Source organism: Zhongshania sp., from assembly GCF_047636175.1.
In the GTDB taxonomy this organism is placed as follows: domain Bacteria; phylum Pseudomonadota; class Gammaproteobacteria; order Pseudomonadales; family Spongiibacteraceae; genus Spongiibacter.
In genome coordinates, this window is record NZ_JBLIKC010000025.1 from 1 (window position 1) to 12,647 (window position 12,647).

Annotated in this window: 11 protein-coding genes; 4 read left to right on the plus strand and 7 right to left on the minus strand. The window is 43.7% G+C overall.

The annotated features are described in order from the left end of the window. Positions 1-17 precede the first annotated feature (17 nt). The 4 genes from ACI955_RS13995 (at position 18) to ACI955_RS14010 (ending at position 4,594) form a co-directional block, all read left to right on the plus strand. Positions 18-149, plus strand: a complete 132-nt coding sequence (locus tag ACI955_RS13995) for a hypothetical protein (protein WP_415244415.1) — start codon at positions 18-20, stop codon at positions 147-149. A gap of 69 nt (positions 150-218) precedes the next feature. Next, positions 219-989, plus strand: a complete 771-nt coding sequence (locus tag ACI955_RS14000) for an acetoacetate decarboxylase family protein (RefSeq protein ID WP_415244363.1) — start codon at positions 219-221, stop codon at positions 987-989. A gap of 549 nt (positions 990-1,538) precedes the next feature. Then, positions 1,539-3,950, plus strand: coding sequence for a TonB-dependent receptor (locus ACI955_RS14005; protein WP_415244364.1), 2,412 nt, complete (start codon positions 1,539-1,541; stop codon positions 3,948-3,950). Positions 3,951-3,961: 11 nt separating this feature from the next. Continuing rightward, positions 3,962-4,594: a hypothetical protein gene (locus ACI955_RS14010; RefSeq protein WP_415244365.1), complete on the plus strand. Its 633-nt coding sequence runs from the start codon at positions 3,962-3,964 to the stop codon at positions 4,592-4,594. A gap of 822 nt (positions 4,595-5,416) precedes the next feature. Here ACI955_RS14010 and ACI955_RS14015 read toward each other — a convergent pair. From ACI955_RS14015 to ACI955_RS14045, 7 genes are all read right to left on the minus strand, one after another. Continuing rightward, a complete protein-coding gene (locus ACI955_RS14015; protein ID WP_415244366.1) occupies positions 5,417-6,031 on the minus strand; it encodes a hypothetical protein in 615 nt (204 codons plus the stop codon). Positions 6,032-6,037: 6 nt separating this feature from the next. After that, positions 6,038-6,232 carry a DUF2188 domain-containing protein gene (locus ACI955_RS14020; protein ID WP_415244367.1) on the minus strand — a complete coding sequence of 65 codons (195 nt, stop codon included), beginning with the start codon at positions 6,230-6,232 and terminating at the stop codon, positions 6,038-6,040. 148 nt (positions 6,233-6,380) lie between these two features. After that, on the minus strand, positions 6,381-7,004 hold the full coding sequence (locus ACI955_RS14025) for an SLATT domain-containing protein (RefSeq protein ID WP_415244368.1): 624 nt from the start codon (positions 7,002-7,004) through the stop codon (positions 6,381-6,383). A gap of 97 nt (positions 7,005-7,101) precedes the next feature. Then, positions 7,102-7,404, minus strand: a complete 303-nt coding sequence (locus ACI955_RS14030; protein WP_415244369.1) for a hypothetical protein — start codon at positions 7,402-7,404, stop codon at positions 7,102-7,104. A gap of 159 nt (positions 7,405-7,563) precedes the next feature. Continuing rightward, positions 7,564-8,331 (minus strand): RES family NAD+ phosphorylase, encoded by a 768-nt coding sequence (locus ACI955_RS14035; RefSeq protein WP_415244370.1) that lies wholly within the window; start codon positions 8,329-8,331, stop codon positions 7,564-7,566. A 393-nt stretch (positions 8,332-8,724) separates the two neighbouring features. Further along, complete coding sequence (locus tag ACI955_RS14040; protein WP_415244371.1) at positions 8,725-9,771, minus strand: TIR domain-containing protein; 1,047 nt, start codon at positions 9,769-9,771, stop codon at positions 8,725-8,727. Positions 9,772-10,261: 490 nt separating this feature from the next. Next, positions 10,262-12,634 carry a S8 family peptidase gene (locus ACI955_RS14045; protein WP_415244372.1) on the minus strand — a complete coding sequence of 791 codons (2,373 nt, stop codon included), beginning with the start codon at positions 12,632-12,634 and terminating at the stop codon, positions 10,262-10,264. Positions 12,635-12,647: the final 13 nt, after the last annotated feature.

Genomic DNA, 12,647 nt, shown 5'->3' on the forward strand with positions numbered 1-12,647 from the left:
ACGCCTTCCGCGATGAAATAGTGCACCAAGTTCAGCAAGACATTCCCATCTGGGAAAACAAGGTTTATCTAGACAATCCAACGCTGTGCGATGGCGACGGCCCAATTTCAAAATATCGTAAATGGTTCCAACAGTTCTATGTTGCTTAGCGCAACAGCGTGAAAAATAAAATTAAAAAATAGTAAACCCCATACGTTAATGATAACGAGGAGATAGTAATGACAAATGCCACTAAGCCAGCAGGTGTACCCGGAGATATCCTGAATTGGCCGATGCTGAAAATAAGCTACCTCACTGATCCTGCCTGTATTGCGGCTTTACTACCGCCTGGGATTACACCGGGCAAAACGCCAAAAGTCACTTTAACCATCTATAACTTTCCGGTGCTCAATGAGCCAGAGTATGGCTGTGTAGTGAATGTAGACGCCAACTACAACGGTATTGAAGGCGAGTACACACTCTCTATTGCGATTGACCAAGAAGCCGCAATATACGGCAGTCATGAGCGTTGGGGACAGCCTAAATACTATGGTGAAACCAAGTACTACCGCTTGATGGACAGCGTTAGCGCTAGCGTCACTCACCGTGGTCACACCTTTCTAGAATACACGGGTCAGGTTACTGGACCGGGTGAAATTCCGCCTGAGTTTGAAACCAATGAGTGGTGGATTAAGTGCTTGCGCGGGGTTGATATGACCTCGAACGACTACGATTTCCCCCCACGTGTTGTGCGAGTTTACAGTAAATATGGCACCGCCTATGTAGAAAAACTAAGCGGCAAGCTGACCCTAAATGACAGCCCTTGGGATCCTGTGGCAAGTAAACTGCCAGTACGCAGCGAGCCTGAAGCACATTTGTGGACACCAACATTTCTAGATCGCCGGATAACGCTAGAAGGGCCTTTAGATCCTGAAGGCTTCCAGCCGTTTGCCGACACCATTGGCGGATCGCGCTGGCCTGGTGAGTCTGGCGCTCCTAAAAAGGGCTGATACTAAAAATAGCGTGGGCGACGCAGAGTGTTGGCGTTGGCCACGCCGTTTTTTTCTTTTCTGTTTTTTATCCTTAAGCTTTGATAATAAAAGCCGAAGTAGGCAAGGTTTAAAAAGTGGAGAGGTATATTCTAAGCCTTCTACAAAAAGTACAAAAAAGCATCTCTGAATATATCGAAGAGATGTTTTTTTTGACTAAAAGTCGGGTTGAGGTATTCAAAATCAATCCGAAAGAGCGTCAGATGCCATTTTAGTGAAAAGGCAAATTTTAGTAAAAAGCGGACGGTCAAAAATGAGTCAATCCGATTGACGTGTTTCGTTATTTGCCCTCTATTAGCCTCGTTTGTCAGCTGTTCCGCGTTACCTATAAAGCTGCATGCTTAATGGCGCGAGTGCATCAGCGTAGTTTTTTTAAAAGGCGCGTATTAAAATCCGAGAAGTAAGAAAGCGTCTAGTAAACTCTGGGAAGTACATGCCACTGATTTAACGTATTAAATTCCATTTCTTTACTTATTGATTTACACTCCTCGCGTTAATAAAGGATAAGTAATGATTAAAACAAAAATAAAAATAAAGATAAAAATAAAAATAAAAAAACTAAAGTCTTTATATATATTGGCAGGAATCACGCCACTTATAATTAGTCATGGTGCAATGGCTGACCGAGTACTAGAAGAAATTATCGTCACGGCGCAAAAGAGAGAGCAGTCCCTACAAGATGTGCCGGTCTCAGTATCTGTTATCGATGGCGAGTTTATTAAAGACGCAGGACTCATTGATATCCAAGATGTGGTGCAGTACGTGCCCAACGTTAAAGTTAATTTCGATGATCTGACACCCACCATTACCATTCGTGGATTCGGCACCCCACCCTTCGGCCGCGCACTGGAACCATCGGTAGGCTTAGTTATTGATGATGTGTATTACGGTCGAATGACCTATGCCAATGATGCGGTTTTTGATCTACAGCGATTAGAAGTTCTCCGGGGGCCACAAGGAACACTGTTTGGTAAGAACACAATTGCTGGTGTTATGAATTTTTCGACTGAGCCCGCCGGCGACGAATTGCGGGGCTATTTAACGACAGTCTATGCGTCGTCTAACGACAAACTGGTCGAGGGCGGCATATCAATCCCTTTACTAGCAGATCGTTTGTCCTCACGCTTGTCATTTAAATCACGCTCGCAAGACCGCCATATTTTCAATACCGCTACAAATAAGATGCCAAGTAACGACTATTTGGCGGGCAGAATAAAGTTAGCATTTCATGCAGCAGAAACATTAGATGTCTATATCAATGCTTGGGCCGCAAGAAGTGAAGGCCGAGGTTCAAATCTTGAAATCCTAAAGGCCACGCCAGATGCAGAGGAAGAGTATCTTGAGCACGACCCTCAATTTGACTCTATACCCTTTAATGAGCGTGGATCGCTAGACGAGCGAGGATTTAAAGAGCGCGACGCAGACTCGATGTCCATCAAACTGAGCTGGTCTCCAGATGCAGAAAGCTGGGGAGTTAAGGACAACCAATTTGAGGTCATCGCCGCGTGGTCAGAAATTAGTACGCCGTTTTCAGATGATATCGATTTTTCGCCAATTCCGCTTATCCGACTGAACTCAATCTTGCCCGAAACCTATAAACAGGAAACGCTAGAGTTGCGCTGGTCAGGATCAACCCCTGCACCCTTCGGCTGGGGAGAGGGTATAGATATCATAAGCGGTGGCTACGTATTCGCGACTAAAAGCGATGTAACGGGTAGATTTAGCATCAATATGAACGGTGTACAGTCATTGTTCGAAGCCGGCGGCGGTGTAGGCCCAACAGGTCAACTCGGCATTTTTGCTGATGACGTATTCGATTTACTTGCCTCGATAGCAAATAACGGAACCCCAGGCGTATTTCCTCCGGGCTTCGATACCGAAATCATTGACAATTTCACTCGCCAAACGGATGAAGGCTTTGCGATTTTTATGCAAGGTGTATGGCATTTTACCGATCGCCTGAATATGACCTTGGGGATTCGTTACGGCGAAAATAGAAAGGAGGGGCAAATCAGCTCCACTGCCTTTGGTGTCAGCGGGCAACAAGGAACAAGCGTTACAGCGCCGCTGTTAGAGCAAAGTGACTACGACGAAAACCGGGTACGCGAAGAAAACGAACTCTCACCAAAAATCGCTTTTGCCTACGATTGGAGCGACGACCTCAATATCTACACTAGCTTTACTGAGGGTTTTAAGGGTGGCGGCTTCGCTGCGCTCGCGTTTAACAACGAATCATTGGAGTACGAGCCTGAAGAGGGGCAAGCCTACGAAGCTGGGTTCAAGGCAAAACTACTCGACGGAAGTTTTGGCATAAATGGCGCAATCTACCTCAATGACTTTCAGAACCTTCAAGTCCGCGTATTTAACGGTGCTACCTTTTTCTTCCTGAATGCCGGCTCAGCAAGGACTCAGGGGTTTGAGGTGGACGCTACATGGCTACCATCATGGGAATGGCTCACCATTGCAGGGAGTCTGGGCTATAGCGATGCATACTATGTCAGCTACGTTAACGGCCCCGCACAAGCAAGCTCGGGTGAGTCTCGACAAGATTTAAGCGGAGAGTCATTAGTCTTTGCGCCAGAAATGTCAGCGAGCCTGACACCCACCATTCGTTTCCCCCTAAGTGACTCAGGCGATATCGGTATGGTTATCGCCCTCGACACGCTATATCAGGGCGAACACTGGGTTGATGCGGACATTGATCCTCAGGCACGGCAAGAAGCAACCACTAAATTCAATTTTCGCCTAGGCGTTGTCGCTACCGATGGCAGCTGGAGCGTTATGGCAAGCGCTAGGAACATTACCGGCGAGCAAGAAAAATTACTGGTGCTTGACGTACCCCTATTGCCAGGTAATTACGTAACGGCCAACAATCCAGATGAGCCTCAATATGCGCTCAATTTGCGCTATGCATTCGAGTAAGGAGTATTTTTATGCCAGAGTTTAGTTCCGCACTTACACAGGGCCAATGGACTACGATTCTCGTGGTGTATGGCGCGTCGATTATTCCCAGCGCTCTACTAACGCTAGCGTATGTAATGGGAAAACTGCCCAAATGGTTGTTTTTCGGGTTTATAGCCGCCTTTGTGTTGTGTGCGGCAGGCTGGGAAATTTGGTTTACCTACGGATTATGGGATGGATTAGAGGTAAACGCACGGCGACCTGATGTTATGAATGCCGCCATACCTCAGCATATCAATTGGATATTAAATTCACTCGCCGATGCCTCTGCGGTCTGTATGGGCGGACTATTACTTGTTTGGCTGATACTTGGTCGCAGTAACACAATATTTGAGCGGTGGCGCTGGGATGCCTTTTTCCTTTTACTCTTTATCTACATTGGCCAAAATTTGTTTGTTGAGCTCTTCATCTACCACGAGCAATTGGCGATGGGATACCCCATGTCTTGGGCACCACTGGTTCCAACCGGCCCGTGGTTTAATCCAGTATTGTTTGAAGTTAGTGGTCGAAGCGTTCAGCTGCAAAGCCAAATATCTTGGCTGTTAACGACCCCATTGTTTTACGGCTTTCTTATCTATGCTCGGCGGCGCTGGGGCGATGAATAGGAGTAGCCTAGGATCGAGGTGAATCTGATGTCAGAAATACCGGATTTTCTTGAGCAAAGTACCCACCGGGTATGTCTTGCAATAGAGGAAATAATTAAGAAAGATTAGGCTATCTAATACATAAATTACCCAGAGCCTAACTAGTGACTCTGGGTGTTTTTGTTTAGCTGATATTGGCTATTTTTGCCGTTTGCGACACGCCCGTATTGCGGGCGGGCGAAATCACCTCTAGTGCGAACTCCCGGGTCTTGTCCATAGCGGAAAGATCATATGCAACAAGCGATGGCCGTCGCCTTCTGGTAATAAGCGGACGGTCAAAAATACGTATTTTGATGAAAGTCGTATGCTTATCTAAGACCTTAACGCCTAGCACAACGGCGTAGTGATATTGGCAACTTTTCTGCGTTTCTTTGCGCAAAAGGTGCCAATATTACGGAGTCCGTTGGTGCTACTTGTTATGTGTTGAAGTTGGACAGTACACAAAACTAAGTACCCCAGTGTTGTACTTTGACTTTGTGACTGCGATTATTGCAAACCAAGCCTTTAGTATATTTTCTTGGCCCTCGATAGAAAGAAACCGCAATTTTTTTTGTGGCATTAAAGCCCACCGGATCTTTAACTTTATCTAGAGATAAATTACCGCCGCATTCAGGACACTTTTTATTGATCAATTTGTATACCTTTGAGAGAGGAATCGCTATACAGACTCCAATAATCAATAGGTAAAGTACTTGATTGAATTCCATCATTATTTACACATAACGCCGCGCTCTGCGGAAATTTAGGAACGCTAGCGAGTAAATTTTTCGTAGCAGCGCCTTGTTATGCATATGCAAACCAACGGTCCATATATGTCATAACCTCGGGTATAGGGACATCTTCAAAGTCTTCGTGTGTATGCCCTTCTTCTAAAAGTTTTTCTTCAAGGTCAGCAGAAAAATCATTAAATGCATACCAAATTTTCTTGTGGCTTGGGCCTGTTCCTAACTCCTCAGTAACAAACCAATCACGAATAGCTTTTGTCATTTTAATCGGTTCATCATTATGACTTTTAATGTCTGAACCGGACAAGTCTGATAAAGCGGCTTGATAACGATACCGATCTTTTTCTAGAACCAGAATCTTATTGTTATCAGCATTACCACCTTTATATTGCTTACAACCGTAATCTAACCTCAGCTCGAATGGCATATTCATTCGAGCTGGTTCACCTTCTCGGGTTACTGAAATTCTTGATAAATCATGAATGCCAAATTTTGATACGGCGATAAGATCCACGATCGTTGCTAGACGTGTATTACTTGAATCCGCAGTTTCAAGAGTTAAGCGGGGTATAAATCCTAGGTATTTCACAGTAAACAGAATAGACACTAAAAGCTGTCGATAATCTTCATCAAAGGGACAGTTCACAAAAACATTCTTTGAATAGTCAGTCATGTGTTTTTAGCCCTTTTTGATACGGCCATCTTTGCCATGCACAACAACCCGGGTGCCTTGGTTTTTACTTATCGTATCGGCAGAGGAAACAGCATCTTTTTGAGTCTTATAAGTGCCAGACGCTTTTGAAGCCCCTCCCTTTTTGACGCTCCAGCCACCCGAGGGGTTTTTTACAACATGATGAGTTTTCTTTGTCGCCATCTTATTCAATCTCGTATGTGTGAGGAGTTATTGGGTGGCCCTAATGCATAACGCCGCCAGAACGCGCAGCTTTGTAGTTGTTTCTTTTGTGGCAGTATTTTTCGTCACAAAACAAGCGACGGAAAAGCTGTCGCTGTTACTGGCCTTGTTATGAGGTTGGTGCAGTACCAAACCATACCCAACATATAAACCATCCCAAAGCACCTAAAACTACTGGATAAGATATAAAATCAAGTATATGAAGAAAGTATATTTCTGCTTTAGCCACCCACCAGTCTTTCCCTTTGATCACATAATTTTCAGGCATTTCTAGTTTTGCGCGAAAATAATCCCCCCTAAAATCATTAATAGCGTGAGTTTCATAGAGTTTTAAGACTTCATGATAGCCGTCTCGGTATGAATCATACTTTTCTTGATCATGCTCCCCATCAAGAGCAGGGTATAATTTCTGCTTTAACTCCCCAAGTTGTGACGCACAGGAGTACATTTTTTCTGATAGATTTGAGTAATCATTTTTGTCCGTCAGAAGGGAGTACACTAATACAGCGACAGCCGAAAAAACCTGCATAAGGCCGACAAGCTTGCTTTCAATATTATTGCCGAGGCTAAAAGCTTGCATTAGAGACACAAGAATTAAACCCAAGGATATTATAACAACTGTAAATGTTGTGAATTTTGAGTGGAGCCTTAGACGTCTAGATGCGTTAAACCGAGTCTTTGATGTGGCATCTATTTTTTTGTACAAGTTAATGTAGCTTTCTTCTTTCTTCACGCAATGCCTCTTTTTTGAATTCACTCATAACGCCGAAATTAAGGGGCTCGCCTTAGCGGCTCCCCTTAAATGACTTGTTATGCTCTTGATAGGAAAACTAGAGTTTATCTGCTGAGCAATTTGGATTACCTACTTTAACTTGGCAGGCAACTGCCCCGACAGCCAAAGCTAATGCGCTTCCATATGCTTTTTCTACCCATGAAACCACATTTCCATTCGCATCTCTCGCCTCACAAGTAATACGATACCGCTTACGACGTAAACCTTTGTCCGCAAAAGTATCTTCTTCGTTCTCGATGTTTTCACCACCATCAAGTTGGTCTGTTAATTCGTTTAATTCACGAAGGTCGTCTTGACTTAATTTTAGATTAATCGTGATATTACTTTTTTCTTCAGACATGTCGATCTCCTTACATAAGCTCATAGATTACCTAGTCAAGCCCTTGCGTGAGCTTAGTCACAAGGACATAATGCCCAAAGCAGCGGCGCGCGATAGCGCATCCAACCCGCAGGGCGATGCTGCCTTTGCTTATTATGTGCATTTATAATGCTCTCACTCTTAATGTTCTTCTACTTGTTTAAAGTCGAACTTTAATGCAGTTAATTCAAATATATCACATTTAACAATTTCTGCTAAATCAAGGTCAAAAAGGCATATATTGTGACCTTCAGCCAAAGAACTTTTATAAGCTATTCCATCATATTCTTTAGACCTAATGAACTCTGATATTATTTGTGTTGGCGCGTATTCTGATTTTAAGTCAGAAGCTTTTGTAGGTTTAGAAAACGCATTATCTATATCAGACCAGACGGATTTTATAATTTCCTCATAAGATGGCTCTTCGAAAATGAACTTTAATTTAAAGTTGTCGTTACCGTGCTCTACTGAGAAATCAAGAATCTTAAGATCTCTGGTTATTTTCAAATGAGCCACTGTTAAGATCGTCCCTAACCAAGGACGAACTTCCGCCATGGCGGTTTCTTTATCTGTAGCAATATATAGATGCGGGATTCCCTTTGAGTTAGCTCTTCCTTCTGCTGCACTATCCGATAATGGCTTCATACGATTTGGAGGGAAAGGACATGGAAAATCATCTAAATGAATATCTTCCCCTGTATCAGGGTCATGCTGGCAATATGGCTTCCATGAGTGTCCGTTCTGAGCACGCCAAACAATAGAATCCTTTTTAATTGTATGCTCACGCTCTTGACAGGTATTCACTATAGAATTTAGAAACTCTACAGACTCCTCATCTAAGATAAAACGCTGCTTTGTATCCACTTTATGTTTAAAGTTCGAATAGCTTCGCCAAGACTTAAAACTCATATCGATTCCTAGGAGAGCACATAACAGTTAGTTATAGAGACTCGCGGCCCCCTTATCAAGAAGTGGACTTCAACATTGATTGAAAAATTCCATAAAATTCAATGGAGTAGCGACCTCGCTATTAGCGAGCGTTGGTCAAACGAAGACTAGTTCCCTTTATTTCTGCTGAGCATTACTTTCTATTGATCATATCTTATTTTTTATAAATTTCAATGGGTTAAGTGATTCCCCAATGTGTTAATGGGACGCACTCTCTTGTTCACTTGTCTCGCCGACGCGAAAACAGTGACTGACCGCTATTGTGACGCAACAGCCTTTCATACCGCATGTCATAGTCTGGTAATAAGCGGACGGTAAACAATAGATAATGATCTTGTCCCTAGCAGCGCTTTGTTAGGCATTTGCACCACTAACGAGCTCAATGCGTTCCAAAATAAACGTAGAAACCTCGACTTCCGTGAAATGGTTGGCATCAATGTAACCATCTATTGAGAATACACCGTCTATTTGAGCGTCATCAAATCGAACAAACATTACTCGCTCACCCTCCTTAGCCTTGATGATATCCCTTACAGCACGCCACTCTAAACCGCACCATTCTTTCTCCGAATACTCTTTACACAAGAATACAACGACCAAATCGCAATTATTTCTATAAATATTCTGCAATATTGTATCTAAGTCAGGTCTAGCCAACTGTGACTGATAATCAAAATCGTAGAAAATTTGGTCTTTACCTAAGCTTTCTTTTAGCGAGCTAACAACATTTGAAACATAGCTACGCTTCTCTCCCGGAAACGACAAAGCCACTTTGAAATCTAACTCATCGACTCGACTCATCGATTTATCTACCTTTTCTATTCTTGGAATTTCGAATAAAGCCTCTAAGGCTAATAGCGAAAGAGAAAAAGGATCGGGATCGATTCTCTCTAATTTATCTTTTCCTGGACTGACTTTAGAAATGTAATAGAGAAGATAGCTTAGCCAAACAGCCATCGAGTTATCATTAGCAACGGCAGCTGGTTTAGAAATCCCATCTATTTCGGAATTCTGTATTTCAGAAACCACGCGACTCTTTAAGACAGAGGATTCCTTTTCGTTAAACAAACTACCAGCGCGTTTTGCCATGCGACAAAAGAGAGTACAACTATCACCTTCAATCACAGCAAATGCTGATAACTTAGCTCCTCTTAAACCCCACTGAAGATCACTACTTTTTAGATTCTCAACGAATTTCTCAGCACCACCGTGAGGATCAATTTTTCCATAATACTGCCACAGCATTATTGTATGGTTTGGAGACTTGAACTTCCTGTTATCGATAGGTCCTTCATCTTCCACATAGAATAGACTGAACGTCAAATCGTGAAATTTGTCTGCTTCGCGCTCAAAAGAACCTATCAATCGCTTTATCTCAGCTTTCTTCTTTCGAAGTGACATTTATCACCTTAACTTGATGATTGCCTAACAGTTTATTATGACGACTCGCGCCTTATATCACTTTGGCCCCCTTATCAAAGGGGGAACTTCATTGTTGATGAAAAAATTTAAGGGAATTCATTAGGTTGACCACCTCGCAATTGCGAGAGCCGGACAAACGAAGACTAATTCCCTTTATTTCTGCCAAACATCCCTTTCCCTTGATCATATCGCGTTTTTTCGAAATTTCAATGAGTTAAGTAATTCGCCAATGTGTTAATGGAACGTACTCTCTTGTTCAATTGTCTCGACGACGCGGAAACAGCGACTGACCGCTAATGTGACACAAGAGCCTTTCGTACTGGCTTTTCATACCGCATGTCCTGCTCTTGGTAAAAAGCGGACGGACACTCACAAAATAGAGGGCTTGGTTGACTATTCTTTCGAGATTCCTTACGCGGATATTAAAAATTTAAGGCAGAAAACGGGCTCTTTTGTTGCGTTAAAAACGCTAAATGGCTCGAGCACGCGACTGGATTTGGAGCTCAATCTGCTGTGAAATCTGCGTATACAACTGGGCGTGTTCATTCTCGCGATCCGTCACTGTAACCACCAACGCATACTCTTCTTGCTCGAAGCTCAACGCTTCGCCCCAATCTTTATCTTGACGGGTAACAACTACAAACCATTTTTCTTTAGGGCTCCGTTGTTTCATTCGCCAGGTGGATGACTGGACAGTTCCTTTGCTTCTCAGCTCTGCGGTGACATCCCTATTTCCGGTAGCGTCGTCGTTACGAGTATCCGTCTCGTCTTGGGTGTCGTGATTGAAATGTCGTTGTACCGACTCCAACGACGTACCTTTTACCAACCGAAAATGCATCTTAGTAGCAACATAATCGAGCCTAGTGGTGCGAACAGCCGGACAATGAGTGAGTGTCACTCGGATCTCTCTAGCAGCACGTTGAGTTCGTAAAAATTCAAGGGGTAATGGTAGTTCAAAAAAATGATGCGCGTTATTTTCAATTCTGTCTTCTGCCATTAACCCTACTACGTATTCAGAAGAGCGAAACAACTCGTTTTCATCCACTACCCCGTAACCAGCAACATCTCGACTTGCATCGCGGCTGCAAGCCGCTTTATAAGCTTCCTTTATTTCGTCAGAAAAGCTCGTTTCAACTTCGCTAGGCAAATTCGCGTGGTTAATCAAAAGGGCTCTAAGTAGGTTAGCTGACGCGCGAGGATAATTGTTCAATAATCGTCCGGCCAAATGAGTGATGTAGGGAGCCGAAAAACTAGTCCCGCTCATTTCACTAAATAACGTATTTCCAACGAATTGACTATTGCAGGACAACACGCCCATGCCCCTCATTACGGGATCATACTCTCGTCCTGTCCGCATGGGCGATGCCAAGTTGCCACCTGTGGCGGTAAGCTCAGGTTTTATCGCCCCTTTCACCGATGGGCCGTGACGTGTAAAAGGAGAAGGCTGATTTTCGTTCGCTGGCGCCAGCTGCGTAACCTCTGGATATCTTTGTGTATTAAAAGTAGCATTATGTCTCGCCAAGCTCCCAACGGTTATTGCATTCAAAGCTGGCGCTGGATCAATGAGTACACTCTGCTCAGCTAGAAGGTACTCAGGATATTCATCTCTCCAGCTGTTTTTTGGCACATCGGGATTGTTCGAACCGTTAAAATTGCCCGTAGAAACAATTAATAAAACATTTAAATCGCGGGCAAGCTTGTCGAGCACATAGGCAATACCCCGGACATGCTTCCCATCGTATGGCGCATTGGAATTTCCCAATGATAAATTAAATATACGGCAATGGTGCTCTTCAACAAAGTACGTGACAGCTTCTACCAAAGTCCTTTCTATCACGTTTACGTCGAATTCTGCATTCTCATTTAAAACTCGCCCGTTGAACAATAGCAATTCTGGCCGCCAGAAATTACTCGCTTTGCAGGATTCTAAATCACCATAGAGCGCTATCCCGGCAACAGCGGTACCGTGCCCGTTCAAGTCACTACCATCCCCCCCGATAAAGTCGACACTCTCAGCCATGGCTGGAGCAATTAACGGATGGTTACCAGCAATTCCACTGTCGAGAATACATATTCGTGCGGCGTGAACCGGCGGGCGTGAAATATTACCTGGTAACTCATCAATATCGCAATTTAGCTGACTGTAATGAATACCAGTTGCTGGGGATAAATCCACCAGTCTTACATCACCATGGCTTAATAACATGGTGGCTTGGTTTACATTTACTTTCACACGGTACATCAGCAAGCTGTCAAGGTTGATTTTATCCAACCGATGAATTTTGGTTTCGGTCAGCCATCGCTCGAATGCTTCGCAAATAACCAATCGTTCAGGGTGATGTGCAACACCGACCGGCCATAATTCCACATCTAAAATGAATTGCTCCGATTGAGGTAGGCCGTATTTATTTATAGCCCAACTGGTACGGTCTTCAACAGACCAGTTATCAATACCGTCTAGGGCTTCCAGTATTTGCTTATAAGTTAATTCCGCGTCGTCAATTCCCAGCCTCTGAAGATGATCAGAAAATTTAGCGAGACCTGCTTCATCGGCAAAAACTACGCAAAGCTGCTTATCCTCTTGACTGACGAACTCAATACCATGTTTATGCAGGTGGGCAATGTCCAGTAAGCCAGTATAGCGAATCTTAAAAACAAAGTTACCAGGGCGGGATGTCTCTTGCTCTCGGGCATTTTGAAGTGAGCGATCTAAGCTACCCAATAGGTGTTGGCTATGCCCCCGAAGATCGCCTCGAGGGTTACGGGGGATCTTGAATATTCGCGTTCTCCGGTCATTTTCAAAGGGTGCTCGTTCAATACTGATGTGTTCGAAATCATCCATGATTAACCCTTAA

Coding starts and splice junctions, on each gene's coding strand:
- ACI955_RS14000 (WP_415244363.1), top strand. CDS start 219: ATGACAAATGCCACTAAGCCAGCAGGTGTACCCGGAGATATCCTGAAT.
- ACI955_RS14005 (WP_415244364.1), top strand. CDS start 1,539: ATGATTAAAACAAAAATAAAAATAAAGATAAAAATAAAAATAAAAAAA.
- ACI955_RS14010 (WP_415244365.1), top strand. CDS start 3,962: ATGCCAGAGTTTAGTTCCGCACTTACACAGGGCCAATGGACTACGATT.
- ACI955_RS14015 (WP_415244366.1), bottom strand. CDS start 6,031: ATGACTGACTATTCAAAGAATGTTTTTGTGAACTGTCCCTTTGATGAA.
- ACI955_RS14020 (WP_415244367.1), bottom strand. CDS start 6,232: ATGGCGACAAAGAAAACTCATCATGTTGTAAAAAACCCCTCGGGTGGC.
- ACI955_RS14030 (WP_415244369.1), bottom strand. CDS start 7,404: ATGTCTGAAGAAAAAAGTAATATCACGATTAATCTAAAATTAAGTCAA.
- ACI955_RS14035 (WP_415244370.1), bottom strand. CDS start 8,331: ATGAGTTTTAAGTCTTGGCGAAGCTATTCGAACTTTAAACATAAAGTG.
- ACI955_RS14040 (WP_415244371.1), bottom strand. CDS start 9,771: ATGTCACTTCGAAAGAAGAAAGCTGAGATAAAGCGATTGATAGGTTCT.
- ACI955_RS14045 (WP_415244372.1), bottom strand. CDS start 12,634: ATGGATGATTTCGAACACATCAGTATTGAACGAGCACCCTTTGAAAAT.